25 protein-coding genes and 8 pseudogenes are annotated in these 24,420 nt (G+C 67.6%); 23 read left to right on the top strand and 10 right to left on the bottom strand.

Translation table 11 applies throughout. From position 1 onward, the window contains the following. Window positions 1-191 precede the first annotated feature (191 nt). Both IEJ02_RS49045 and IEJ02_RS30290 read left to right on the top strand, forming a co-directional pair. Window positions 192-1,328: a hypothetical protein gene (locus IEJ02_RS49045; RefSeq protein WP_223864702.1), complete on the top strand. Its 1,137-nt coding sequence runs from the start codon at window positions 192-194 to the stop codon at window positions 1,326-1,328. Next, entirely contained in the window at window positions 1,249-1,884 is a 636-nt protein-coding gene (locus tag IEJ02_RS30290) for a peptidase inhibitor family I36 protein (RefSeq protein ID WP_317985954.1), read from the top strand. The genes IEJ02_RS49045 and IEJ02_RS30290 overlap by 80 nt, the downstream gene beginning before the upstream one ends. Window positions 1,885-1,932: 48 nt before the next feature. On the opposite strand, the gene IEJ02_RS30285 is transcribed toward IEJ02_RS30290, so the two are convergent. Continuing rightward, window positions 1,933-2,103 carry an ATP-binding protein gene (locus IEJ02_RS30285; protein ID WP_275562736.1) on the bottom strand — a complete coding sequence of 57 codons (171 nt, stop codon included), beginning with the start codon at window positions 2,101-2,103 and terminating at the stop codon, window positions 1,933-1,935. Window positions 2,104-2,229: 126 nt separating this feature from the next. Between IEJ02_RS30285 and IEJ02_RS30280 the strand changes: the two genes are divergently transcribed. Further along, entirely contained in the window at window positions 2,230-2,952 is a 723-nt protein-coding gene (locus IEJ02_RS30280; RefSeq protein ID WP_223864701.1) for a tyrosine-type recombinase/integrase, read from the top strand. On the opposite strand, the gene IEJ02_RS51445 is transcribed toward IEJ02_RS30280, so the two are convergent. The 3 genes and pseudogenes from IEJ02_RS51445 to IEJ02_RS49035 all read right to left on the bottom strand — a co-directional run bounded on the left by IEJ02_RS51445 (window position 2,877) and on the right by IEJ02_RS49035 (window position 5,079). Continuing rightward, window positions 2,877-4,136: a hypothetical protein gene (locus IEJ02_RS51445; protein WP_498067115.1), complete on the bottom strand. Its 1,260-nt coding sequence runs from the start codon at window positions 4,134-4,136 to the stop codon at window positions 2,877-2,879. The two genes, IEJ02_RS30280 and IEJ02_RS51445, sit on opposite strands and share 76 nt — an antisense overlap. A gap of 367 nt (window positions 4,137-4,503) precedes the next feature. Continuing rightward, window positions 4,504-4,601 (bottom strand): annotated as a pseudogene (locus IEJ02_RS49040) (IS21-like element helper ATPase IstB); the annotation flags it as partial. A 76-nt stretch (window positions 4,602-4,677) separates the two neighbouring features. Continuing rightward, complete coding sequence (locus tag IEJ02_RS49035) at window positions 4,678-5,079, bottom strand: DUF6207 family protein (protein ID WP_223864699.1); 402 nt, start codon at window positions 5,077-5,079, stop codon at window positions 4,678-4,680. 237 nt (window positions 5,080-5,316) lie between these two features. On the opposite strand from IEJ02_RS49035, the gene IEJ02_RS30270 reads away from it, so the two are divergent. From IEJ02_RS30270 to IEJ02_RS30225, 10 genes and pseudogenes are all read left to right on the top strand, one after another. After that, on the top strand, window positions 5,317-5,649 hold the full coding sequence (locus tag IEJ02_RS30270) for a DUF402 domain-containing protein (RefSeq protein ID WP_317985953.1): 333 nt from the start codon (window positions 5,317-5,319) through the stop codon (window positions 5,647-5,649). Window positions 5,650-5,822: 173 nt separating this feature from the next. Next, window positions 5,823-6,242 carry a hypothetical protein gene (locus IEJ02_RS30265; protein WP_191067731.1) on the top strand — a complete coding sequence of 140 codons (420 nt, stop codon included), beginning with the start codon at window positions 5,823-5,825 and terminating at the stop codon, window positions 6,240-6,242. A 136-nt stretch (window positions 6,243-6,378) separates the two neighbouring features. Continuing rightward, window positions 6,379-6,675, top strand: coding sequence for a hypothetical protein (locus IEJ02_RS30260; protein WP_191067730.1), 297 nt, complete (start codon window positions 6,379-6,381; stop codon window positions 6,673-6,675). A 74-nt stretch (window positions 6,676-6,749) separates the two neighbouring features. Next, window positions 6,750-7,193, top strand: a complete 444-nt coding sequence (locus IEJ02_RS30255; RefSeq protein WP_275562732.1) for a WapI family immunity protein — start codon at window positions 6,750-6,752, stop codon at window positions 7,191-7,193. A gap of 9 nt (window positions 7,194-7,202) precedes the next feature. Further along, complete coding sequence (locus IEJ02_RS30250) at window positions 7,203-7,538, top strand: immunity protein CdiI family protein (protein ID WP_191067729.1); 336 nt, start codon at window positions 7,203-7,205, stop codon at window positions 7,536-7,538. A 721-nt stretch (window positions 7,539-8,259) separates the two neighbouring features. Then, a complete protein-coding gene (locus IEJ02_RS30245) occupies window positions 8,260-10,467 on the top strand; it encodes a serine/threonine-protein kinase (protein WP_191067728.1) in 2,208 nt (735 codons plus the stop codon). 102 nt (window positions 10,468-10,569) lie between these two features. After that, window positions 10,570-11,426, top strand: a pseudogene (locus IEJ02_RS50485) (IS5 family transposase). Then, window positions 11,423-11,821: a hypothetical protein gene (locus IEJ02_RS30235; RefSeq protein WP_191067727.1), complete on the top strand. Its 399-nt coding sequence runs from the start codon at window positions 11,423-11,425 to the stop codon at window positions 11,819-11,821. Before IEJ02_RS50485 ends, IEJ02_RS30235 begins: the two are co-directional and overlap by 4 nt. A 16-nt stretch (window positions 11,822-11,837) precedes the next feature. Beyond that, a pseudogene (locus IEJ02_RS30230) lies at window positions 11,838-12,122 on the top strand (transposase); the annotation flags it as partial. After that, on the top strand, window positions 12,119-12,286 hold the full coding sequence (locus IEJ02_RS30225; protein WP_191067726.1) for a hypothetical protein: 168 nt from the start codon (window positions 12,119-12,121) through the stop codon (window positions 12,284-12,286). The pseudogene IEJ02_RS30230 and the gene IEJ02_RS30225, both read left to right, overlap by 4 nt. A gap of 229 nt (window positions 12,287-12,515) precedes the next feature. Here IEJ02_RS30225 and IEJ02_RS30220 read toward each other — a convergent pair whose 3' ends face one another. Next, window positions 12,516-13,319, bottom strand: coding sequence for a PucR family transcriptional regulator (locus tag IEJ02_RS30220; protein WP_191067725.1), 804 nt, complete (start codon window positions 13,317-13,319; stop codon window positions 12,516-12,518). Between the two features lie 85 nt (window positions 13,320-13,404). Between IEJ02_RS30220 and IEJ02_RS30215 the strand changes: the two genes are divergently transcribed. From IEJ02_RS30215 to IEJ02_RS30205, 3 genes and pseudogenes are all read left to right on the top strand, one after another. Further along, window positions 13,405-13,731, top strand: a complete 327-nt coding sequence (locus tag IEJ02_RS30215) for a RidA family protein (RefSeq protein WP_191067724.1) — start codon at window positions 13,405-13,407, stop codon at window positions 13,729-13,731. 2 nt (window positions 13,732-13,733) lie between these two features. Next, window positions 13,734-14,939 (top strand): MFS transporter, encoded by a 1,206-nt coding sequence (locus IEJ02_RS30210; RefSeq protein WP_191067723.1) that lies wholly within the window; start codon window positions 13,734-13,736, stop codon window positions 14,937-14,939. 97 nt (window positions 14,940-15,036) lie between these two features. Further along, a pseudogene (locus tag IEJ02_RS30205) lies at window positions 15,037-15,207 on the top strand (integrase core domain-containing protein); the annotation flags it as partial. Here IEJ02_RS30205 and IEJ02_RS30200 read toward each other — a convergent pair. Next, a complete protein-coding gene (locus tag IEJ02_RS30200) occupies window positions 15,204-15,569 on the bottom strand; it encodes a PH domain-containing protein (protein ID WP_191067722.1) in 366 nt (121 codons plus the stop codon). The pseudogene IEJ02_RS30205 and the gene IEJ02_RS30200 overlap by 4 nt on opposite strands. Before the next feature lie 80 nt (window positions 15,570-15,649). Here IEJ02_RS30200 and IEJ02_RS30195 point away from each other — a divergent pair. After that, window positions 15,650-15,867: pseudogene (locus IEJ02_RS30195) on the top strand (transposase family protein); the annotation flags it as partial. Here the strand turns inward: IEJ02_RS30195 and IEJ02_RS30190 are convergent. Then, window positions 15,830-16,801: an alpha/beta hydrolase family protein gene (locus IEJ02_RS30190; RefSeq protein ID WP_191067721.1), complete on the bottom strand. Its 972-nt coding sequence runs from the start codon at window positions 16,799-16,801 to the stop codon at window positions 15,830-15,832. The pseudogene IEJ02_RS30195 and the gene IEJ02_RS30190 sit on opposite strands and share 38 nt — an antisense overlap. Window positions 16,802-17,450: 649 nt before the next feature. Here IEJ02_RS30190 and IEJ02_RS49020 point away from each other — a divergent pair. Further along, window positions 17,451-17,781 (top strand): annotated as a pseudogene (locus IEJ02_RS49020) (TetR/AcrR family transcriptional regulator); the annotation flags it as partial. A 31-nt stretch (window positions 17,782-17,812) separates the two neighbouring features. Here IEJ02_RS49020 and IEJ02_RS51440 read toward each other — a convergent pair. After that, window positions 17,813-19,222 (bottom strand): annotated as a pseudogene (locus tag IEJ02_RS51440) (IS701 family transposase). 160 nt (window positions 19,223-19,382) lie between these two features. Between IEJ02_RS51440 and IEJ02_RS51160 the strand changes: the two are divergent. The 3 genes and pseudogenes from IEJ02_RS51160 to IEJ02_RS30160 all read left to right on the top strand — a co-directional run. Beyond that, window positions 19,383-19,565, top strand: a pseudogene (locus tag IEJ02_RS51160) (helix-turn-helix domain-containing protein); the annotation flags it as partial. Next, window positions 19,501-19,899 carry a winged helix-turn-helix domain-containing protein gene (locus tag IEJ02_RS30165; protein WP_263407995.1) on the top strand — a complete coding sequence of 133 codons (399 nt, stop codon included), beginning with the start codon at window positions 19,501-19,503 and terminating at the stop codon, window positions 19,897-19,899. The pseudogene IEJ02_RS51160 and the gene IEJ02_RS30165, both read left to right, overlap by 65 nt. Then, a complete protein-coding gene (locus IEJ02_RS30160) occupies window positions 19,896-20,471 on the top strand; it encodes a transposase (protein WP_191067718.1) in 576 nt (191 codons plus the stop codon). Before IEJ02_RS30165 ends, IEJ02_RS30160 begins: the two co-directional genes overlap by 4 nt. 123 nt (window positions 20,472-20,594) lie before the next feature. Here IEJ02_RS30160 and IEJ02_RS30155 read toward each other — a convergent pair whose 3' ends face one another. Then, the gene (locus tag IEJ02_RS30155; RefSeq protein WP_191067717.1) at window positions 20,595-21,527 is read right to left on the bottom strand and encodes a quinone oxidoreductase family protein; all 933 of its coding nucleotides are present in this window, start codon (window positions 21,525-21,527) and stop codon (window positions 20,595-20,597) included. 167 nt (window positions 21,528-21,694) lie between these two features. On the opposite strand from IEJ02_RS30155, the gene IEJ02_RS30150 reads away from it, so the two are divergent. After that, entirely contained in the window at window positions 21,695-22,567 is an 873-nt protein-coding gene (locus IEJ02_RS30150) for a helix-turn-helix transcriptional regulator (RefSeq protein WP_191067716.1), read from the top strand. A 121-nt stretch (window positions 22,568-22,688) separates the two neighbouring features. On the opposite strand, the gene IEJ02_RS50480 is transcribed toward IEJ02_RS30150, so the two are convergent. Next, window positions 22,689-23,297 (bottom strand): transposase family protein, encoded by a 609-nt coding sequence (locus IEJ02_RS50480; RefSeq protein WP_317985951.1) that lies wholly within the window; start codon window positions 23,295-23,297, stop codon window positions 22,689-22,691. Between IEJ02_RS50480 and IEJ02_RS30140 the strand changes: the two genes are divergently transcribed. Then, entirely contained in the window at window positions 23,183-23,887 is a 705-nt protein-coding gene (locus IEJ02_RS30140) for a MazG C-terminal domain-containing protein (protein ID WP_191067785.1), read from the top strand. The genes IEJ02_RS50480 and IEJ02_RS30140 overlap by 115 nt on opposite strands. Window positions 23,888-24,420 lie beyond the last annotated feature (533 nt).

Genomic DNA, 24,420 nt, shown 5'->3' with positions numbered 1-24,420 from the left:
CTGAGGAACCTCCCCGGCGCGCTGAGCCCTCGGCGCGCCGGTAGCACACCACCAAGTGGACCAGGCCGACGCTTCGGCGGGATCCATGCCCCTGGGCGGGCGGTGCGAAGTAGGTTCATCGTTCCGGGCTCGGGCTGGGAGGGGACAAAGTGGAGTTGACGCGTTTTCCTGATCTTGGGGATCTTGGGCCGTTGAGCGAGGTGGAGTGGCAGACGCTGCGGTCGTTGAACCGAGCGTGTGGGGATCTGCAGCAGGAGTGGGCGGCGGTCCGGGTCCAGTACGGCCGTGCCATGACGCGGGTGGAGGTGGCCGAGGGCTACACGGAGGACAGCGAGTTTCGGTACCACGCGGAGGCCATGGACGCAGTATGCGAACCCGCTGCCCATTACGAGCGGCGGATCAGCGAGATCACCTGGCGGTACGCAAGCGCGAGCGTGGTGCTCGGTATCACCGTCCTGGACCGGCTCGTCTCTGGTCGGCCGCCACTGAACCCGAGTGTGGTGAAGCGGCTCGCGTCCATCGAGCCCACCCTCGGCCAGATGCAGGAGGCGTTCTCCATTCCCTCGAGCTGGCTGCGTGCGGCCCGCGACACCAAGGAGCAGCAGTACGCCGAAGAGCAGCGTGAACTGCTGCTGGCGACCTTGAAGGGGGCCCACTACAACGTCACTCTGACCGTGGTCTCCGAGGAGGACATGGACCCGCTCTGGGAAAGCCTGTTGGAGCCCGTCCTGCGCCTGGCCGAGTCGTTACCATACGACATCTCCTGCTCGCTTTCACACCTGGGTACCCGTCAGCACGCCGGTTTGTGGTCCGACGTGCCGGTGGGCCATCGGCCAGGCGCAGGACGACAGGTCACCGGACTCCGGACCGTCCTGGACTGCCCTGCATCCGCCACTGCGGTGCGTCAGGGCCCGGACACTGGCGACGGTCTGGCTTGGCTCCTCCATCTGTGCCCCACTCACACCGAGGCGCTTACCTCGTGGCCCGGTGCATGCACAGACACCGCTGGGCTCAGACTGGAATGCGGAAGAGTCATCGAATACCGCACCACCGAACAGCTGCTGCAATCCCACGCCGACCTGTGGCTTACCGGATTGACGGGCCTGCGGCCGGAAATCCCCGAGAGGACCTGGGCTGACCTCCTCGAGCAGGCCCACCAGGTATTGAGCAGCCGGCTCGATGACCATGACACCGATGTGGACAGTCCACTGGCGAGCGTGGAGATGATGGTAGACATCGCACACCGGTATGCCGCCGAAGGCGATCTCCAGCAGGCCACCGTCGCCCTCGGCTACGCCGAAAGCCTCGCCCTCCGGTTTGACGCCTGAGCCGGGGGGCTTCGGCGCTTCCAGCGCCGTTGGCGTTCATCGCTCGTGTGCCGAGCGCGAGCCGGAGGCCAGGCCGGTGGATACGGTGCGACCACTGCAGGTGTCGATGGCTCGTTTGGGGCCATTCACGCGGCGGCCGGGCCGGCCTCCTTGCCGGGGTCCGCGTCCTGCTCCGTGGAGGCCGGTGGGGTGCCGGTGTTCTCCGGGTCGCCCCCGGTCGCGGTGCCGCTCTCGGCTGCCAGGGTGTTCGGGGCGGGGGCGGAGCGGTCGTCGAGGCGGCGCTCTGCCTTCCGCTATCCGCGATCGCGGCAGTTCGGTGCGGAACAGCTCCGGTCGCACCGCACGCGTCTACGAGAAGCGCAACTACTCCGGCCGGTGGGTGTGCGTCACCAAGAGCGGCGGATCGACCACGATCTACGCGGCTACAATCTCAACGATCAGACTTGCTATTTGCGTATCAACCGCAACGACTGCGGCTGACGGTGCTCGAGCCCCATGGGGCCTCGCCCAGGACCTAGCCCCGGCGGGTACGGCTCGGGCTGTCGGCGGCGGGTGAATCGTGTCCCACTTTGGTCGGGTGAAAAGTGACCCAGTTTGGGATGGTTCAGTCGTTGTCGGTTCGGTCGGTGGGGACGCGTCCGAGTTCGCGTCCGCGCATGCGGTAGGAGTTTCCTTTGAGGGAGTGGACCTCGGCGTGGTGGACGAGGCGGTCGATCATGGCGGCGGCCACGGTCTCGTCTCCGAAGACCTTTCCCCAGCGATCTGGGGCTGGCACTTGTTCCCTCACAAGAGTTGTTGCTGCCACCTGGCCGTATCCCGTTCCTGGGGTCCTCGTTGGTTCTCGCGGCGGCCCTGTTTTCCAGGTGCTGCCTTGAGGGTTGAGGTGCGAGGAAGGGTGCCGGTGGCCGAGGCGAGATTCCAGGTCATCGCGGGCGGGGCTGTTCCGGAAGAGCCTCTGGCGATGGACCCGTGGCAGTTCCAGGCCGTGTGTGTTGAGGCGTTCGTCGCCTCGTGGCGAGCCCGCGGGTTCAGTCCGGTGACCATCGACAACGACGTCGGCCTGTTGGAGCGGACTCTGGTGGCGTTGGGGCGGCCCGCGTGGGAGGTGACGCCGGGGGACATCGACCGTGTGGTCGGCGACCTGGCGGTGAAGGGCCGGGCGACCTCGACACGGTGCGAGTATGTGCAGATCTTCAAGGGGTTCCACCGGTTTCTGCAGGCCCGTAAGTCGGCTGAGATCGAGGCGGCGTTCGGCGTCCGGCTGGTCTGCCCGGTCGATGAGTTCAATGCCTCCCGGCATGACGGCGACGACTCTCCCGCCCTGGTGCCGCCGCCGACACCGGAGCGGGTGGCTGAGTTCTTCGACTTCATGAAGCAGCGGATCGCGACCGCGAGGAAGTACGGGCCCGCCGCCCGGGACTATGCGATGTTCCGGACCCTGTATCACGCCGGGCTTCGCTCGGAGGAGGCATCGCTGCTGGAGAGGGCGGATGTGCACTTCAGCCGCGGCCCGTTCGGCAAGCTCCACGTCCGTTTCGGCAAAGGGGCTCACACCTCTGGGCCGCGGCCGCGCTGGGTGCCCATGCTCGACGGCCTGGACCTGGTGCTGCGGCAGCGAAGGTGACAGGCCCGTCCTGCGGCAAAGGCCGTGTGCTCCAGCCGGACACCGGCCGGTGCATCACCTGCTCGCGCGTCTGCGGACAGTGCGGCCATCCCGTCCGCTCGCCCCAGAACCGCCTGTGCCGGGAATGCCGCCGCCGCGGCGACCGGCTCGCAGTCAGTCCCCAATGCGGCAAGTTGGGCTATCTCCGTGAGACGACCGGGTGGTGCGGCCATTGCTCCCGGCCCCGGCCGGGCAAGCAGCCGCCGCGAGTCTGCCGAGAATGCGGGGCCCTTCGCCGGCATGCCGGTCTGGGGCTCTGCTCGGCCTGTTGGCAGAAGCACCCCGACCGCCCCTTCGTCCGCGGCGAACGTCTCCGCGAGCGACTCACCGACCCGCCCGCGTGGCTCGACGACTTCGTCACGCATGTTGCCGCCCGCAACTGCGTCGCCCGGGCTTGCGGGTTCATCGCCCGCCTGGACCGGCTTCTGCATGACGGCCAGCCTCATTCGCCCCAGGCTCTTCTGGAGCGGTCGCGCAGGGCCGGGCGGTCGATGGGCTCCTTCGCCCGCGCGCTTGAGGACTTCTTCACCCAGCGCGGCCTGGCCCTGCCCACCGACCAGGCCGAACGGCTCGCAGCCGGGCGGCGCAAGCGCCGCGTCGACGCTGTCCCCGAGCCTCTCAGGCCGGCCGTCATCGCCTTCGATGCCGCCCGGATGCGATCCCAGGACCGGGCCCGACGCGCCGGCACCCGGCCCCGCAGCGACCACACCCTGGAGACGGCTCTGGCCATCATGCGCGACCTGGCCGACTTCCTTGTGAACCAGCGCGGCAAGGACGACTGGGCGCTGGTGGACGTGCACGACGTCGAGGCATTCCTGGCCACCTTGCCCAAGGGCCGCAAGCGGCGGCTGACCGTGCTGCGGCAGTTCTTCCGCTTCGCCCGCGCGCAGCACATCGTGCTGGTCGACCCGACTCGCACCCTGACCGCGAAGGAGCCCAGCGGCTTCCGCGGCCGGACTCTCACCCTGGGTCAGCAGCGGGCCATTTTCCGGCGCTGGACCACCGACCAGCGCGTTCACCCGCACGAAGCCCTGACGGGCATGCTCGCCTTGCTGCACGGCGCCTGCAGTTCGGAAGTCCGCATGCTCCGGATCGAGGACATCGACGAAGCGGCACAGACCGTCGGGCTCGGCAGACGACCCCATCCCGTCCCACTGGACCCCGCCTCCTGGACCGTGCTGGAACGGTGCCTGGCCCATCGCGAGGCATGGCCGACGACCAACCCTCACGTGATAGTCACCAAAGGAACAAAGACCGGGCGAAGCCCGGCCTCCGCTGCCTATCTTTCCCACGTCCTCGACGATTGCGGATACCCGCCCCGGATGATCCGCAGCACCCGTCTCGTGGACCTCGTGAACACCATGGATCCCAAGCTCGTCGCGGCGGCCTTCGGCATGAACGCCCAGGGCGTGCTGGCCTATCTCGCCGACCGTATCGATCCCGGGCGCCTGCCGAACCCGTGAAGTTTCGGCAGCACCTTGCACGAGTTCGCCGGAACATGTGCGCCTTGCCGAAGGATTCGTTGGAGGCGATGGCGACGCTGTTCTTCTCCTCGCGCTCGGTCAGTACCTGGAAGAGCAGTTCGGCGGTTCGTGCCGGTCGAGTTCCATGGGGCTACACGTCGGTATCCGACCTCGGCTGGTTGGAGACACTCCCGAGTCTGCGATCTGTACTCCTCACTGACGATCAGCCCATCGCCCCTGAGGACTTACGACCGCTCGTGCCCGCGCATGTGGAAGTCGCGTATGCCCCCTGAATAGCGACTGCTGCCGAACCCTCGACCTGAGGCCGACGACAGCAGGACCGACCCGCGGTACTGTCCAGTGCGGCCACGGCCGGTCCGGCACACAAGCGAGCCCTGATCCTGATCGTCATACCGGGCTGGGGGAGCCGGGGCGTCGGATGTCGGCGTACAGGCGGGGCCCGTACTCCCGGCTCCGCGACCCGCCGTACTGGCCGGACGCCGGAGGTCGCCCACAGCTCATCCAGCCGGGACATCACCGCTGCCGCGGTTTCTTCATCCCGGGCCGTGATGTCCAGGACCACCAAGCCGGGCTCGGACACGTGCGCCTCGTCGATACTGTCCATGCCTGATGCGACACCGCTGGAGTCGGCCCGGTTCGCCAGCGGCATGCACGCCACTCGTATGAGCGACCTGTGCCGGGGCGAGAGCCTACGAGCCGGACGGCTCGGCCGCGAGGTCCCTCGCGGCCGCAGTGTGGCAGGAGACCGAGCTGCTGCTGTGGAAGCCGCCGACGGCGTGGTTCAGCGTCAACGCCTTCTTCATCCCCGACGGGGCGGGGGCGCCGGCTGAGGAACTGGTACGTGAACTTCGAGCGCCCCACCGTCCGGACCGGCGACGGGTTCGACACCTTCGACCTCACCGTGGACGTGGTCGTCGCCCCCGACCTGACCAGCTGGCAGTGGAAGGACGAAGACGAGTACGCGCACGTGCGGCGGCTCGGCATCGTCACCGACACCGAGCACCAGGCCGTGGACGCCGCTCGCGACCAGGCTCTCGCGATGCTCGAGGAACGCTCCGGCCCGTTCGCCGACGCCGCCGCTTGGTCGGCCTGGCGGTGGAACCCAACCTGGCCCGCCCCGCAACTTCCGCGCCCCACGACGGCTCCGCAGAGGGTCGCACCGACAGACGGCTGAACCGTCGGCTGGACGATTGCCTCCAGCGTAGGGCCGAAGGTGTGACCGGAGGTGGGAGCCCCCGCTGTTCCGTGGCGAGCGAAGCGCTGCTGCTTGGCCAGTGCGGATCGAGGAAACTCTGGTCGTCCGGTGACCGGGATGGCAGGCTCTGCCTCCACGAGGGGAGTGCCGCGATGACCGAGATGCCGGAGACGGAACGCGAGGAATGCGCCGACTGCTTCGCCCAGCCGGACCCCGACAACACCCGCGTCACGTACGCGATGAAAGACGGTGGGATTCACGAAATCTGGCACACGCCGGACTGTCCAGAGCTTACGATCATGCGGATCAACTTTGAGGAAGGGCACAAGCAAGTCCTAGAACAGGACGCCTGGGCCAAGGGCGTCTTCCCCGCCGCGCACGAGCGGCTCAAGCAGACCGCCGCTGCCATGTCCGGTGACACCGCTGCTCAGCCGTTTGTCGCCGCTTTGACCGAGCTGGTCCAGGCGCAGGCGGACAACCTCGTCGGCTTCGTCGCTCTGCACCGCTGGGCAGAGATCCTCGAACGACACTTCCCGCCGGACCTCCCCGACCCCGGCCGCACCTCCGAATAGCTGCACGATGGGGCACACAGCACCGGCTCCGGAGCTTCTGCGGAAGTCCGCGCCCGCGTGAGCTCGGGCGCAGGGCCAGGTCCTGGGGTTTCCCTGGACAAGTCCGCGTGTCGGTGGCGGCTGGAACGCTGGAGGGATGAACGGCGATGAGCACTTGCTGCGTGGCCGGGGCTACGGCTGTGACCACGACGACCCCGACCCGGGGCCGCTCCCGCACCAGACCTACGCCGCGCTCATAGGCGGGCCGCTGGATGGGTTGCTGCTGGACATCACCGGTTGGCGGCCCGGGGAAGTCGATGGTGGCGCCGCCCTGCCCACCGAGCTCGGTCAATTTCCCGGCGGGCGGTCGCTGTATGACCCGCGCCCTGGCGAGCCTCGCACACCGGGCCCAGGTGTGATCTGCCGCTTCTACTACTCTGGCGACACGCCCTGACCGACGCCCCGACTACGGCAGGTCAGCGGTCGGTTGGTCTGCCTGAACCTCCGGCTACGGCCTGCCATCCTTGGGTGGTGCTACTCGCTGATCACGAACATCGCATCACATTGCGTCCGCTGCGCTATCAGTTCCCGGTGGTCAGCGGAGACCAGTATGACGACAATTGGCTGGTCACCGGGGGTGAGGTGACCACGCCCGAGGGCAGTTGGTCCTTCGCTGACCCCTGCCTCCTGACCGATGAGGCACGCCAGATCTCGCCGTGGCTGCGCGCCGTCGGTGGAGCAACGTTGGCGTGCACACAGCCGGACCTGCACTTCCTGGAGCCCATTCTGTCCTTCAGCCACACTGGCTCGGGCCTCATGCGGGTCCATCTCTCTCAGGAGGCGGCGCCCCCGTGGCTGGATGGCGATGAGCGCTTGGACGAGTACGTCATCGAGATCAAGGCCACCGTTGCGGGCCTGCGCCAGGCGGCGGACGAATGGGATCGTTGCCTGGCCCCGTTCCCACCGCGCTGAGGATGCTCTATGCCCTATCACCTGCGCTTCTTCTTCGAGGCCGGCGTTCCGCACACCCCTTTGTGGCCAGACGACATCGACAGTCTTCACGGTTCCCCCTGCGAGCTGGAACGACTGCCTATCAGCACGGCCACGCGGGAGGAGCTGGCAAGACTGTGCGAGTGGTACCAGTCGTCCATCGACTGGGAGTACCCATCGGGCCCGTCGCCGTTCACCGAGGAGCAATGGGCCCTGTTCAGGCAGCAGGCGGACGCAGCACTGGAGGCGCTACGCCGCGAACTGGGTAGCGGCTGGATAGTGGAGGACCGTCGCGACGCTGGTGACATTGAGTGGTGTGCATCGTGAAGTCGCAGGCCACGGGTCTGGTGTGAATGGCGAGTTGGGTGCTCGCGCCGGTCGGCGGCCGATGACCATGGCGTAGATCATTGGGCGCATCCGGTTCCGCCCGGGTCAAGCTGGCCGATTCCTGGTCGCCGAGGGGGTGGTCGACGACATCAGCCACGAGGGCCTTCGGGCTCTGCTCCGTGAGGAGGGCGTGTCGTTTCGACGTATAAGACGGTGTCCTATGTGGTGAGGTCGTGGTTGGGCTCACCTGGGTGCGGGATTGCGAAGTTTGGCTCTGTTCCTACGCCCGAGACCGCGGAGCTGTCGCCCCCTCCATCAACGGTGCGTCCACAGGGCGCTCTGAGAGGAAGACACACCTGGTTGAGGGGCCAACGCTCAGCCGTCGCGCCGCGAGAAGCGATGGCTGGCCAGACATCGCGGAAGCCCGAAGAGCGTGGGGGCGGGTCGTTCTCGAATCTGGTGACAGTCCGCAGGACGGGTGGCGGGACGGGTCACGGCAGTAACTGCGCGGCGGATCGTTCGGTCCCCTTCCCAGCGCGGTGGGAGAGATCTGTTTCGGAGGGTGCTGGTTCGTTTTATGCTGTCGCTCGCTCGAAGGTGAGCGGGCCCCGACGCGGGTGGCCGGGGGCGGGAAAGGGTTGTGACCGCCCGGAGACACCGCTGCGTGGAGGCAGTTGACGATGCGTCGTGGGTGGCAGACCCAACAAGGGGGAAAGTCGGCATGTCCCAACCGGGCTCTGGTCGACCCGAAGTCCGGCCGATGAGTGGCCGACAGGAAGCAAAGTGGCTGGCAACTCCGCCGACGCAGCGGGCACTTGGGCCCGGTGATCCTGCCGAGATCGGGCCGTATCGGCTGGAGGGCGTTCTTGGCGCGGGTGGGATGGGCCGGGTCTTTCTGGGACGTACCCCTGCGGGGAGCGCGGTGGCGGTCAAGGTCGTGCACCGCGAGTACGCGGGCGATGTGTCCTTCCGTAAGCGGTTCGAGCAGGAAGTGGCCGCGGCCCGGCGGGTTCAGGGCCTGTATACGGTGCCGGTGGTCGATGCGGATCTGTCGGCTGATGAGCCGTGGCTGGCCACGGCGTACCTTCCCGGGCCGTCCTTGCAGCATGCGGTGGCCGAGGAGGGGCCGTTGCCGGTCGAGGCGGTGCTGGGGCTGGTTGCCAGGGTGGCGGAGGCTTTGCAGTCCATCCACGCGGCCGATGTGATTCACCGCGATCTGAAGCCGTCGAACATCATCCTCACCGCGGACGGGCCGAAGGTCATCGATTTCGGTATCGCCCGTGCCGCGGATGTCACGTCGGTGACCGGCACCGGGATGCGTACCGGAACACCAGCGTATATGGCACCGGAATACATCAGGGGGCAGGACGTCACCGAAGCGGGCGACGTGTTCGCGCTCGGGGTCGTCGCCCACTTCGCCGCCACCGGGCAACTGGCCTTCGGCGGCGCCGGTCATCACAGCGTTACCTACCGCATCCTGGAGCAGGCTCCCGACCTGGACGGCTGCCCCGAGCCCGTACGGACCATCGCCGCCGGCTGCCTGGAGAAGGACCCCGACCAGCGGCCGACCCCGGCCGAAGTCATCGCGCAGTGCCGCCGGACCTCCACCAGTGGCATCGCCGCCGCCGACACACTCACCGCCGCCTCCTCCTCGGCGCCTGAACCCGCGTCAGTGCCCGGCCCGCCCGCCGCACCTGGTCCACTGGTCGCACCGGGCTCGCCCGACGCCGCCACATCGCCGGCCCCGTCGCCGGCAGCGGCGCTGCCGACCATGCGCGACGCGGCATGGGCCGCCGCCCCCACAACTCCCGCGGCCCCACCCGGCCCAGGCACGCCGCCAGACTCTCCGAGCCCGAATCCCGATACCGCACCCGCCTCGCGAGGACCCCTGCTGATGGCCGGACTCGGGGTCGGCGCTCTTATCGTCGTCAGCGTCCTGCTGGCCCTCTACCTGCCGTCCGCCCCCAACCGCGGCGGTCCCTATCCCTCGGTCAAGCCCGAGGCTTCCCTCGTCGGCGGGTCATCCAGCTCGTTCACCGATGTGGCGTTCAGCCCGGACGGTAAGACACTCGCCACCAGCGCCAACGACGGCACGGTGCGGCTGTGGAACGTCGCCAGCCGCAAGCCGAGTGCCACCCTCACCCCACGCGAGAAGTCCCCCGACGAGGTGGTCACCATCGACAGCGTGGCGTTCAGCCCCGACGGCAAGCTCCTGGCCACAGGGCGCGACGGCGAGGTGGGGCTGTGGGACGTCGCCAAGCGCCGTCAGGTCCACGTCTTCAACGAATCCGGTGTCATCAACAGCGTGGCGTTCAGCCCCGACGGCAAGCTCCTCGCCACAGGGGGTGAGCTCGGCGATGTGAAGCTGTGGGACGCCGACAGCCGCAAGGACAAGGAAGTCGCTGTCCTCGACCACAAGACGGACAACATTGACGCGGTGGCGTTCAGCCCGGATGGCAAGACACTCGCCTCGGCGGGCCACAACACCAACGACAGCCCCGATGGCACGGCGGTGCTATGGGACGTGCACAGCCGCAAACCACGCGCCACCCTCAAGCCCGGCGGATCACTCTCCACCGTGGCGTTCAGCCCGGACAGCAAGACACTCGCCACCTCCGGCGTTGCGGAAAAGGTGAGGCTGTGGAGTGTGGCAAACGGCCGCCAGAGAGCTTCTTTTGACAACTCCTCCGCCGGATCGTCGGGTGGTGAGGACATGGCGTTCAGCCCGGACGGCAAGACACTCGCCACCCCTTCCTACGACGGGGTGTGGCTGTGGGACGTGGCCGGTCGCGAACCGCGCGCCCGTCTGTCGAGCAAGACGGACACGGACAAGACGAACGGCGCGGAAGACGTGGCCTTCAGCCCACGCGGAGGGCTCATTGCAGGTACCGGCGCCGAGCGCCCGGTGCAGCTGTGGAAAACCCCCTGAGAGGACGTTAAGTCCGATCTTCCTCGGTTCGTGATCGCTCGATCGGGGGACTGATCGCCGCCGAGAACGCCTGTTGGACATGTCCATGATGAGATGCGGGACATGGAGAGAGTGCCGTACCCAAGCGACTTATCGGACGAGCAGTGGGCGTTGATCGAGCCGATGATCACGGCCTGGAAGCAGGAGAGGGTGGCACGGTCGGCGACCGGGGATCCCGGGGCCCTGTGATCTGCGGGAGGTCGTGAACGCGATCTTCTATCAGAACCGGACGGGATGCCAGTGGCGCTACCTCCCTCATGATCTGCCGTCCTGGTCGGCGGTGTTCTACTACTTCGGCCTGTGGCGCGAGGACGGGCTCGACCAGCGGATCTCCGAACTCCTGCGCTGCCAGCTACGGGAGAGAGCGCGGCGATTAGAGGACCCGTCCGTCGTGATCATCGACACCCAGTCCGTCCGCGCGGCCGCGGGTGTCCCGAAGACCACGACGGGACTGGACGCCAACAAGAAGGTCTCGGGCCGCAAGCGGGGACTGGCCGTCGACGTTCTGGGGCTGGTCATCGGCGTGGTGGTGCTGGCCGCCTCCGCCCACGACAACGCCGCCGGCACCGCCATGCTCGACCAGGCCGCCGAGAAATGCGGGATGCGTCTGGAGAAGGGCCCTGGTGGACCAGGGCTTCAAGGATGAGGTCCTCATCCACGGCGCCCTGCTGGACATCGATGTTGAGGTCGTGCGCCGCAACCCCGAAGACCGGGGCAAAGGCTTCGTCCCGCAACCGAAGCGGTGGATCGTGGAGCAGGTCAACGGCACGTTGATGCTGCACCGCCGCCTGGCCCGTGAGTACGACCACCGGCCGGACACCTCCGCTTCGCGCGTTTACTGGGCCTCCATCGCGAACATGGCCCGCCGCCTCACCACACCGAGTCCGGCCTGGCGCGACACTCTCAGGCTGGCCGCGTGAACATCACCGAGCTCCTGGCAGACCTTCAGGTCCAGCACGACGAGACCGCAGCACGGGCCGGTGAACTACGCGACCAGATTGAGCAGTTGACCGCCGCCCTGGCTGAGACCGAAACGCGACTCGCGGACCTGGCCACCACCCGGAAGGTCATCACCGAACGCGTCCCGCCCGGGACCGAGCCCGATCAGCCCGAGACGAACACCGCCTACCAGGCCATCGTGAACGCCTTCAACCAGCACCCCGACCAGGAGTTCCGAGCCCGCGAGCTGCACGAACTCCTCGGCATGCCCACCGACGAGGCATCCGTCAACGTCACCCGCGCCCGCCTCGGACGCCTCACCCGCCAAGGCTTCCTCACCCAGCCCGGACGAGGCCGCTACCAGAAACGGACTTAACGTCCTCTCAGTCCGCCCCCAGGATCAGGACACCATGCTGGAACGCGTACGCATCGAGCAGGCCACGGACGAGTGGAAAGACCGCTACGCAGCCCGCGCAGGCGTGGAAGGCACCATCCACCAGGCCGTCTCGACCACGGGAGCCCGCCGGACACGCTATGTGTGCCTGGCCAAAACACACCTCGCGCACGTTCTCACCGCAGCAGCAATCAACCTGATCCTTCTGGATGCCTGGTGGAACGACACCCCACTCGCCCGCACACGCACGTCACGACTGACTGCCCTCGCCCTTGCCGCATGAGCGAATTAGGCAACGGGGTCCTCGACGGCTTCTACAACCCCCGCCGCATTCAGAAACGGCTCGGCTACCTCAGCCCGATCGAGTTCGAGGAGAAGCACTACGCCGACCAGGCAGCGGCCGAACCAGTGAACCTGAAAGCACGTCAACACGCCCTGACCAGCTAATCAGCCACACCCGCACAGCGGGGGAACCTCACCTCGACACTGCCCTGCTCGGGTGGTCGGCACCTGAAGACGGCGAGTCGGCGAGGTCCGCGGCGGGTGACGACCGACGGTGTCCTCCGAGGTCGCAGGCGCTGGGTCAGCCGGAGGATGCGAAATGGGCTCGGTACGGTTCAGGCGTATCGCCGCATATGGCCTGGCCTGACGCCGCGGTGACGTGGTTTATTCCGGTTCAGCGGTAGGGCCGCTTTTTGGTGTGGAAGACGTCCTGGGATGTCACTGCGATCCAGAGTTCGGCGATGTCGCGTGAGCTTTTCAGGTTCCGGCCGGTGGCTGCCTCGATCTGGCGCAGCCGGTAGCCGAGGGTCTGTCGGTGGATGTTGAGCTCGTCCGCGGTCTTCTGCCAGCTTCTGTCATTGGCCAGGTAGGCGACCAGTGTGTGGAGAAGTGTGCTGTTGCCTTCCTTGGTGAGGGTCCCCAAGACAGCGTTCACGATCTCGGAGGCGCTGTCGCTGTCCCTGGGCAGGACGGAACCCCGGACCTGCTCGTAATGGGTGTGGGTGCCAGGCTTTCGAGGGGCGGCGGTCAGGGCCCAGACGGCTTGGTGGACGGCCTCGTCGATCTGACTCATGGTGGTGAAGGGGCGGGAGATGCCGATGAACACGCCCAGGGGTGCCGCGGCGGCAACCGCGGTGTCCACGGCGCCGCGGTTGATACAGCACACCACATGATCGGACATCCGGTGGGGGAGGTGGTTGACACCGGCCGCGTGAAGGAGGATGAGCAGGTCGTTCGGCGTGTCGGTGGCTGTCGCCAGCACGACCATCTCGTCTTCGACCAGGCCCAGCTGCCTGGCCTGCTCCGAGAGGACGGCGATGGGCATCTGGCCGCTTAGTGCCTGCGAGACCACGTGTTCGCCCCGTGCGACCGTCAGCATGAACGTCGACAGCTCGTTGTTCACGGCTGCGGTGACGGCCTGTTTGAGGTGGGCGAGGGAGAAAGCTTCCAGCATACGTGTGCCGTGCTCCTCGACCATGAGTATGGCCTGGCGGGCGGCGTTCAGCTCCCACGTCCTGAGGTGTCCGGACACCTGGTCCGGCGGCCGCTGGGTGGCTGCGGCCGTGCCCTGCACCGAGACTCAGGTACGTCAGACTCTGGAGAATCTGGCGACCGTGCTTTCCTCGTTCGGCTGCGGTCTGGACAACATCGTGAGCATGAACGTGTTCGTCTCCGACCCGGAGACGTACAAGGTGTTCCAGTCGGTGAGGCCGCAGGTCCTGACCGCGCCGTATCCCGCATCTACCGCGATCGGAGCCGGCCGTCTCCTGGCGGACGGCATGCGGATCGAGATCAACGCGATCGCCTGCACAGGCGCGCGCCGCGTGCCCGTACAGCCGACGAATGCGGTCTCGGCCGCGGCCGTGGCAGCAGGAATATCCGGACGGTAGCTGTGACGTCGATCGGCGTCATCGACGACGCCCCACAGGGCAGCTTTCACCGCAAACTGCTGATCGCATGTTGCGGCGGTCCCTTCCTTGACGGCTACATCCTGAGCCTCATCGGTGTCGCGCTCATCGGTTTCGCCGAGGACATCCCGGTCAGCCCGGTCGAGCAGGGACTGATCGGCGCAGCCGCCCTGGTCGGCATCTTCTTCGGCGCTACGGTCTTCGGCTCCCTTACGGACAAGATCGGCCGCGAGAAGATGTACGCACTCGATCTCACGGTGCTGGTCGTCGCCTGCGCGCTGTCAGCGTTCGTCACGGCTCCCTGGCAGCTGATCGTTCTGCGGGTGATTCTCGGGCTGGCCGTCGGAGCCGACTACCCCATCGCGACATCCCTGCTGACCGAGTTCACGCCCAGTAAGACTCGCGGCTGGATGATCGGCCTGTCGGGGTTTGCCTGGTCCGTGGGCGCGATGGGCGCCTTCGCCGTCGGCTACGCCGTGGTGAGCATCTCGGGCGGCTACCACCTGTGGCGGTGGCTGCTGTTCAGCGGAGCCGTCGCCGGTGTCCTGGTCGTCCTCATGCGCAGGGGCATCCCGGAGTCACCGCGCTGGCTGCTCAGCAAGGGGCGCGTGAAGGAAGCCGAAGACGTGATCCAGGCCGTCTACGGCAAGACTGTCGACCTCAGCAGCCTGGAGGACGACTCCGCCCGGGCGACTGCCGCCGTGTCGTCGCCCTGGACGAACTTGCGGGCGATCGCCCGTGGCGGCTACCTCAAGCGCACGGTGATGTGTGGCGTGCTGTATTTCGCTCAGATCACCCCTCAGTACGCCCTCTACACCTTCGGCGGCACCATCCTCGTGGCGGCCGGCATCAGCGGCGCACAGGCCGCGACGCTGGGAGAGCTGCTGATGGCGGCGCTGTTCGCGGCCGGAGTCATACCCGCACTGAAGTTGGTGGACATCTGGGGACGACGCCCGATGTCTGTCGTCCCCTTCGCCCTGATGGCGCTTCCCCTGGCAGCGCTCGGGCTGTGGGCCGGCGCCCCGGCATGGTTCGTCGTCTCGGCGTTCGCGTTCTACGCGCTGGTCTCCGGCGGCCCAAGCATCCTCGAGTGGATCTATCCCAACGAGCTGTTCCCGACCGAAATCCGGGCAACCGCAGTTGGCGCGGCCGTGGGCATCAGCCGAATCGGAGCCGCCACCGGCACCTAGAGCCGGATGCTCGGAAATCGGGCCCGTCCGGTTCGGAGGGAGGCCGAGCGGAAAAGGCCCTGTCCGGCAGGGACCTCGCCGCTCGGCCGACCCTACCCGCACCCTGCTCGACGAATGGGCCTACCACCGGCCCCACACCTCAGACAGCGAACGGCAGGCAGCATTACCCGGCTGGCTGGACTGGTACAACTACCACCGACCCCACGCCGGCATCGGCGGCCACACCCCAGCCAGCCGCGTCACCAACCTGTCCGGTCGGCACACCTAGCGCGACACGAACCGAGCTAGTAACGCCTGGACCTCGTAGACGTCGACGCCCTCGGCGAAGGTACTCTTGGTCGGTTCGGTGAAGCTGGCGGTCCAGATATGGAGGGTCGCGTCGGAGTCGAAGGGGTTCCTCGCCATGACACAGAAGTGCGAGACGCTGCGATACGGAATCGAGTGGTACTCCGACTTCCTCCCGGTGACGCCCGTCGCGTAGATGAGAATTAGCCGCAGGTCGGTGAAGAGGATGGTGTCGTGAAGCAGCCGGTGCGCGGCGTGGAGTTGCTCGCCGTCACCGAGTAGGCGCGTGTACTCCTGCCGGGCTTGAGCCGGGTCGATGGTGTGCATGGTGTCGGGCGGTGTCATCTCGTACTTCCTCAACTGTATTGATCTCGTGTCCGGGTGGGGCGTTCGCTATGGACTGACGCCCCACCCGGCTACATCGGTCCCTGGTTGATCTCGGGTACGAGAGAGTCGGAGATGGACTCCGACACCTGGTCAAGAAGCCCGCTGGCGGCGAGCTGATCGAGGCCCAGCAGACCTACAACAGGTCATCCGAGGCGTCCATGCCGTGTGCGAACGGGCCAACTTGCTGCTCGAGATCACTTTCAAGGCGCTATTCTGGGTCAAGGCCTCGATTCCACGTGACCCATCGGCTTGGACTGGGTGGCGAGTGCGGCGACGGCGTCGGGCCAGGCGGTGTCGCCCGGGTCAAGCTGAGTGCGCAGGTATGCCCACACCATGGCACGCAGGGTCGCGACGCGTTCGGGGTTTTCGTCCGGGGTCTCGATTTCGTTGGCGTCGTAGGAGGACACGCCGCCGAAGCCGTGGCTGGCGCCATACAGCCACAGCAGGTCCTTGGAGCCGGGGCTGAGGTGATAGGCGTCCGTCCTCCAGTCCTGGCGGGCGGAGAACAAGGGGGTCCAGTCGTCATCGCCGCTGATGATGAGAGCGGGCGTGGTCATCTTGTCAAACTCAGTACTGTTCAGGATCGGCCAGCGTTCGTTTGCGTACTCGGCGAGGTCCGCCCCGCGTCCGGGCGTTCCCATCATGACGCCGACCTTGATCCGCCCATCGGGTAGGTATGCCTGGGAGCTGTCGCGGGGGTCGGTGACGGTCTCGCCGCAAAGCATGCCCACGGTGTGGCCACCCATGGAGTGCCCCACCGCGGCGATGCGGTTGCGGTCGATGCGCCCGCTGAGCCCGGGGACGGCCGCTTCGATCTCGTCGAGGTGGTCAAGGATAAAGTGCATGTCGGTGACGCGGGAGCGCCAGTACAGCGGGGTCTCGAAGCTGTCTGCTTCGCGCAGGCCCAGGGTCATGGAGTCCAGGTGGGTGGGCTGGATGACGACGAAGCCGTGTGCAGCCCAGAAGTTGACCACAGGGCCGTAGCCGTGAAGCGAGGACACGAAGTTCGACGGTCCGTTGCCGTGCGACATCAGGATGACGGGCAAGGTGTCCCCAGTCGCGGGCGCGGAGACCTTCAGCTGTAGGTCGACAACCCGCTCGGGAATGTTCAGGACGAGCGGGTGATAGGTGCTGACCGGCACAGGGTCGTTGACCGGGATGCCGGCGGACTCGGTGAAGGGGCTACTCATGGGGTTCCACACCTTTCGTGGGTTGGTTCAGGAGGCCCTGCAGATCATCAAGTTGCCCTGCAGGAGTTGTTGCTGCGCGAGGTTTGTACTGGGGAGGTACGTGTGAGCCTGAAGCACGCAGAAGCATTCAATCAGCGGTTATGTACCTCTTTGACACGACATCGGCTGTGCCGCGCACGACGTGGAGCCGCATACAGGGCATGGCGCGTTCACGCGAGGGCGATCGCGTGGAGGGGCCTGGCGGCGGTTTGGTTCCCCGGAGCTCGGGGAGGTCGGGGCCGCCCTGCAAAAGCCGGCGAAGGGACTTGGGGCTTCAGGCCGCCGGGTTGTCTCGGGCTGTGATCAAAAGGTGATCGGCCGTCTCGCCACCGACGCCGCTCAAGTCGCCGGTCCAGGGGCCGTCCGGGCGCGGACAGTGTCCGGACTGTAGGACGTGACGGGAGTGGGCGGGCCTAAGGCGCCAGCGGCGTCCACGGATGCACTCATGGTGAGGGGCTCCTTCTGTGACTTAGTCCGTCGCTGGCCCCAATCGAGCGACAGCAGGCGAGCGGTCCGACGCCTCCGACCTCAGCTACCCTGAAGCGGAACGCCGCTCCTCATTATTCGGATCGGCGTTCCGCTTTGTCAAGCACCGTCGGAGGGAGGCCCGGTGTCCAACGAGAACCCGGCGGGGAAGACCCCGGCCCAAAACAAGCGGGCCGACGCGGTACGCAACCAGCAGACACTGCTTGCCGCTGCCGCCGAAGTCTTCGTCACCTCGGGCGTCGACGCGCCGATTCGCCAGATCGCGGCTGCGGCGGGTGTCGGGATGGGGACGGTCTACCGGCACTTCCCAAACCCGAGCGGACCTCGTCACTGCTGTCTACCGTCACCAGATCGAAACATGCGCCGAGGCGGGTCCGAGCCTGCTGGCCAGTGTCGTCTCTCCGTTCGATGCGCTTCGTCAGTGGACCGACCTCTTCGCCGACTTCCTGGTCACTACCGGTAGTTCGTTAAATCTGGCGGTAGAGGTCAATGCCGTGTCCGGTGGTGACCGCGTCGATCAAGGCCTGGAGCTCGGAGGGTGGGTCCCTGTCCGTCCAGGCTCGCCACCATCGGGTGAGGGTGGTGGCGGGGGTGAGCCAGGAGCGGATGGCTCGTAAGGCCTTGGGCCAACAAGGTTGTTGGGGCTGGTGGGACGGGGCCGGTCCCCCTCTCTGGCCCTTCGTCGGGGCGCGGGTCCGGCGCGGTGGTATCTAGGGGTCCTGGTGGGGTGAACCACTGGTCCCATCAGAAGGAGAAGGCGCAGTTGACCAGAATCTGGTGGCGGCGGATGGCACGGTCGGAGCGGACTTGGAAGTCGGCCCGGCCGAGTTCGTCCTTGACCTGCTTGTAGCTCTGCTCGATCCAGGGCCGCAGGCTGTAGAGGCGGACGATCTCGGCGAGGCCGGCCGGCGGGTGCGGGCCGGTGGCGGCGTGGGTGCGTCGGGGTGAGGCAGGTTGGTGGCCAGGTACCAGGTGGCCTTCTCCGGCAGGCTGGCTGGGTCGGTGGTGGCCACGACCAGTCGGCAGGGTGAGTCGGGTCCGTAGCCGCCCAGGCGGGCGTCGGCGGCCCACCAGGTCTCGGTGTTCCCGTCAAGGAAGTGACGCTCCACGGGCGTCCAGTCGCCTGGACGCCTGGCATCGCGCCAGGTCAGGGCGTGGGCTGCTTCGATGGGAGTGTGCGGCTGGTCGGCCGGAACCCAGGTGCCGCGGTGCGGCTTGAGGGCCACCACGTAGGCCAGGCCGGCCTGGCGCAGTGCGAGGTACCAGGTGTCGCTGACTTATGCAGGCGCAGTCGGCGACCACCGCGCGGCAGCCGAAGCCCGCCTCCTTCCCGCGGGCGGCGAGGGCGGCGGCCAGCTGCGGTTTGGTGCGGAAGGCCGGGTCGGAGCGGCAGCGGGCGAAGTGGTGGGCGGGGGTGTAGGGAGTGGTGTGCAGCGGGTAGTACACGCGGCCGTCGGTCCACACCGTGGTCACCGTGACGATGCCGTTGTCCGTCTTGCCCAGCCGGCCCAGTCACTGCCTGCCCACGTGTGCGGTGGCTGGGCCGTCCTTGCGGTCCCCGGAGTCGTCGATCACGATGACCCCGCCGTCGTGCGGAGCTGTCGCCGGCTGCTCGCGCAGCAGTTCAAGCCGCCGGTCGTTGACCTGCTCGGCCTCCCAGGGCGATTCGGACAGGAAGAACAGCAGCCGCTGCACCTCCGGCATCCCCGCACGGGCCACCGGTTCCGCCCCGGCCAGACAGGTGATCGTCTTGTTCCGTTCCCGTGGCGCCAGCAGTCCGGTCAGGTACTCGCGAAACCCTCGCCGCTGGGCGAGACTGAAGAAGAGGCCGTCGAACCGGGCCGCGTAGTCCTCCAACGGCCCCGGCGCAGGCGGACACGGACGGCGAGCGGTCATCTTCAGCCGCCCCCAGCAAGGCAGTTGACTCCTACCACCGGCGTACGACCAACCCGACCGGCCGTCAACCCACACCACCGCCGGATTTAACGAACTACCGCTACTGAGGTGTTCGTTAGTTCTGTGGGTGTAGGGCGCTTTGCGGTGTGAGTATCTTGGCGTGCTTTCCGAGTCTCAGTCCGTTGTTTCCGAAGTCTGCGTTCCGCCGCTGACGCGACCGCAGTTGGCCGAGGCCCGACGTATGCGGGCGGTGGAGTTGTTCGAGCAGGGACGCTCTCATGCACAGATCGCGGGAATGCTGGGGGTCAGTCCCGAGAGCGTGCGGCGATGGAAGCGTCAGTGGGAACAGGGCGGGGGCCGCGGCGCTGCGGCGGTCTCCGGCCACGGGGCGGCCGCCCAAGCTTGATGACGCCCAGGTCGAGCAGGTGCGGGCCGCGTTGGAGCAGGGTACCCAGGCGCACGGGTTCGAGGCCGATTTATGGACCTTGGAGCGGGTCGGGCTGGTGGTTGAGCGAGTAACCGGGGTGAAGCTGGCACGGGCATCGGTGTGGCGGCTGCTGACCGGGCGACTGGGGTGGAGTCTGCAGCGCCCCCAGCGCCGGGCGGTCGAGCGGGACGAGTCCGAGATCGCCCGATGGGTCACCTATGAGTGGCCACGCATCAAAAGGGGGCAGTGAAGAAACGTGCCTGGATCGTGTTCTTCGACGAGTCGGGCGTGTCGCTGCTCCCACAAGTGCGTCGCACCTACGCGCCCCGCGGCCGAACTCCCACGCTCCGGCACCGGCTGAACTGGAAACGCGCCTCGATGGCCGCCGCTCTGGGATGCCACGCCGCCGACGCCGAACGTGGTCCGCGATTGTGCTTCCATCTCAAGCCGGGCAGCTACGACACCGCCACGCTGATCGAGGTTCTGGAGCAGGTTGGAGCGTTCTATGCCGGGGAGTCGGTGGTGCTGGTGTGGGACGGGCTGTCCGCGCACTGGAGCCGGGACATGCGCGCCTGGGTAGCCGGGCAGGACTGGCTGACACTGGAGCGGCTGCCGACCTACGCGCCTGAGCTCAACCCGGTGGAACTGCTGTGGTCGGCGATCAAAACACGCGAGCTGGCCAACCTCGCCGGCGACCATCTCGCCGATGTCGCCGACACCGCCGAACGCGGCATCCACCGGGTCTCCTCCGATGAACAACTCCCGTGGTCCTTCCTCACCCACACAGGACTGACGATCCATACTCAACCACCACACAACTAACGAAAACCTCAGTAAGATGTCGGGCTCAGCCATGCCCCGACCCTATGCGTTACGCGAAGAACCGTACCCGGCGTACCCCACATGAGACTCAGGGACGGGGGCTCGGCCACCGCTGCTCTTGAACTACGGGACGAGGACAAGACGGCCGCGCAACCCGCCTTCTGCGAGGGCCCGGTGGGCCTGGGCGATTTCCTCCAGCGGGAAGGTCTGAGACACCCGCGGAGTGAGCAGGCCGGTGCCGGCGAACGCCGCTAGCTTGGCCAGGCGCTCACCATCGGTGTGCCAGGCCAGATTGGTCATCCGCACCTGACGGCGGGCCATGGGCGCGGAGTTGAGCAGCGACACAAACGCGCCGCCGTGCCGGACCGCGTCCGCCGCCCCAGCGGCCATATTGGCCGCATCGATCACACCGTCCACACCACCCGGCACGAGCGCGAGGACCATGGGTACGAGGTCCTCCTCGCGTGAGACGAACAGCTCCGCGCCTGCCTTGCGCACCAGTTCCTCGTCCCCAGCGCCCGCCTGGGCGACGACGCGCAGACTCCGCAGGCGCGCAAGCTCCAGCGTGTAGAGGCCGACACCGCCGGCCGCGCCGGTGACCAGCAGCCACTGGCCCGGCTCCAGGGCCAGTGCATCCAGCGCCTGGTCCGCGGTGGTCGCGTTCAGGCCAAGCGCGGCCAGCTGCACGAGATCAGTTCCGGCCGGGGCGGGAGCGAGTTCCCAGTCCTTGAGGAGGACGTACTCAGCCTGGGTCCCCAGTTCCCGGTCCAAACGCTCCTGGGTACCAACGACCCGGTCACCGACGGCGTACTGCGTGACGCCCTCGCCGATGGCGGCGACGGTGCCCGCCACGTCCGCACCCAAGCCATACTGATCACGCTGAGCGACAGCTCCGTACTTCACGTTCAGGCCCTCGCGCACCATGACGTCGGCGAAGTTGACCGATGCCCCGGCCACCTTGACCAGCACCTCTCCGCGGCCCGCCTCGGGGGTCGTCACCTCGACAACCTCAAGGGCCTCGGGCCCGCCGAACTTCCGCACCACTGCTGCACGCATCCGCTGCTGCCTTCCTGGTCTTGTCGGTGTCCAACTGCGCTCGTGCAGCTGGACACGGAATCACCCCTCCGACGGTGCGCGAGTGGTCGACGGTGAGCCAGGCCCGGCTTTACCTGGTCCCAGCAGGACCAGGTAAAGCACGAAGCGGAGGGCGTAGCGTGGACGGTGTGGAGACGACGATCGGCGAGTTCCTACGCCTCCGGCGCGGGCGCATCTCGCCCGAGCAGGCAGGGCTGCCGCCGAGCCACACACGTCGGCGGGTGCCGGGGCTGCGGCGGGAGGAAGTGGCGCTGCTCGCCGGGGTCAGCCCCGACTACTACGTCCGCCTGGAACAGGGCCGCACACCCCACGTGTCCGACCAAGTGCTTACTGCTGTCGCCCAGGCTCTGTCACTCTCCGACACCGAGACGGAGCACCTGCGCAACCTCGCCCGCTCTGTACGGGGCGCCACCCCGGCACGGAAGACCAGCAACGGATCCGGCGGGTCGCCGGACGAGCCGCTCGTGCGGCTGCTGCACACCATGACCGGCACCCCCGCCCTGCTCCTCGATGACCGCCTCAACATCGTCGCGGCCAACACAACCGCCGAGGCCGTCTTCGACGTGGCCGGCATGCCCGAGCCCCGCAACGCCGCCCGCCACCTCTTCCTGCATCCCGAAGCGCCGTCGCGCTACGCGAACTGGGACGCGATCGCCGCCGAGACCGTAGCTCAACTGCGGCTGCTGACCGGCCGCCGCCCCGACGACACCCGGCTCGCAGCGCTCGTCGGTGAACTCGCCATACGCAGCGAGCCCTTCCGGGTCCTGTGGGCTACTGGCGACGTACGGGAAAAGCGCCTGGGCGTCGCCCGCATCGTGCACCCCACCGTCGGCACACTCAGCTTCGACTACCACGCACTCGCCGTACCAGCCCGACCGGACCGCACCCTGCTCGCCTACCTGTCCCAGCCCGAATCCGTTGAGGCTCTGGCCATCCTGCTGAGCTGGACAGCCGAAGAGACCGCTGAAACGCACTCCCAGCTCAGCCAGCCCGGCCACTGATCATTGACGCGTCCGGATTGAGAAGTTTTCATCCTGACTTCGCAGGTCACGGGGCTGGTGTGTGCCTGCGGTGATGTACTCGCGCCGGTCGGGGGCGTGATCTTCCGTGGGAGATCGTCTGTCACCGGTGGATTTCGGTGTTCGCGAGGACGAGCAGGGCCCGCAGGAGGGTGGTTGCGTGCCGGGCGTTCATGCGGATCTTGGTGAGGAAGCGCCAGGACTTCAGGTTCGCGAAGCCGTGCTCGACGGCGGCGTGTTCGCGGTTGAGCAGGCGGTTCGCTTCCTTCTCGGCGTCGGTGAGGCGGTGGTTGCGGGTGGCCTTGCGGCCGGTGATGACCACCGGGCCGTCGGGGTCCTCGTCCAGGCCGACGAAACCGAGGTCGGCCAGGGCTCCGAGTCCTGCCGCACGCAGATGGCCGGTGATCTTGTTGTGGCGAGCGGCGGTGATCTCGCTGGACCGGCCGGGCTTGGCCGCGGAGATCCAGATCAGGTTGCCCCTCTCGTCGGTCAGCGCGAGAAACAGCAGGCCATGAACCTTGTGCTTGCCGGAGCAGTTCTTCCGGTTGTCCGCCCCGGTGCGACGGCGGCGACGGCGCCGGACCCTCCAAACAGCAGCTGCGCAAAGAGCTCGGCGACGTCCTGTGGTACACCGCCACCCTCGCCCGCCTCCTCGGCCTGGACCTCGAAGACATCGCCGCCGCCAGCCTGGAGAAGACCAAGGACCGCTCACGCGCCACCCCCGACGACGAACGCCCTCACTTCGACACCGGTTACCCGCCCCACGAGCAGCTGCCCCGGCGCACCACCGTCACCTTCACCCCCACCCCGAGGGCGGATGGCCGCACCGTCATCGTCCTCACCCGCGAAGACGGCACCCCGGCGGGCGACCCACTCACCAGCGCCAGCCACATCGAAGACGGCTACCGCTTCCACGACGCCTTCCACCTCGCCCACGCCGCCGTGCTGGGCTGGTCACCCGTCAGCCGCTTCCTGCTGGGCTGCAGACGCCGCAGCCGCCCCGGCATTGACGAAGCCGAAGACGGCGGCCGAGCCATCGCCATCGAAGAAGGCATCAGCGCCCTGGTCTTCTCCTACGCCAGCCGCCACCACTACTTCGAAGACGTCAGCCGCGTCGACCAGGAACTGCTCACCACCATCGACCACATGACCGCTCACCTGGGGGTCAGCGTGCTGCGCGCTGCCGACTGGGAGAAAGCCATCATGACGGGCTACGCGGCCTGGCGGCAGCTGCGCAAGCACGGCGGCGGCCGCCTCGAACTCGACCTGGACACACAGAGGCTGGTCTTCCTCGAGCCCTGATCCGCTACCGCCTGGAGGCTGATGGCAGATGAGACACGGCATACCAGGACGTGAGGGTGTCAGCGGGCACAGCTCGCCAGGTCCACCGTGCCGACCGCGGCCAGTTGCGCGGACCGGGCCGCGCAGAGAACTTCGTCTTCTGCCGCCACATCCCTCCCAGCGGGCGCACCGCCCGCAGGAGCCCGGGCCGCCCCGTGGCGGGGAGGTGGTCGGCGACTCGGAAGCAGATCTGCGGCGGTCCAGGAAACGGATGCACTCGGCAGCTGCCGGTTATAGGCGGTCAGGTCGCGGCGAGCCAGCAACGCGTGCAGCTCACATCGCTGACCGTCGGTCAGCTCGTCACGCAGGCTCCTCGGCATGACGTCCGTCCCAAGGGGCACCTACCCAACGCAACCGACTTCACCGGATCCGCTTAGGTCTGTTTGCGGGTGTGTGACCAGGGGGGGGTGGCGTCGCATGGTGCTGGTAGGCAGGGTCCGGCGGGTGGCCCCAGTCCAGGACGTGGAGGCCTGTGCTGTGGATGAGGCCAGCGT

Source organism: Streptomyces sp. 5-10 (assembly GCF_014712245.1).
In the GTDB taxonomy this organism is placed as follows: domain Bacteria; phylum Actinomycetota; class Actinomycetes; order Streptomycetales; family Streptomycetaceae; genus Streptomyces; species Streptomyces violaceusniger.
The sequence above is the reverse complement of the archived record's forward strand: the minus strand, read 5'-3'. Positions and strand labels throughout refer to the sequence as shown.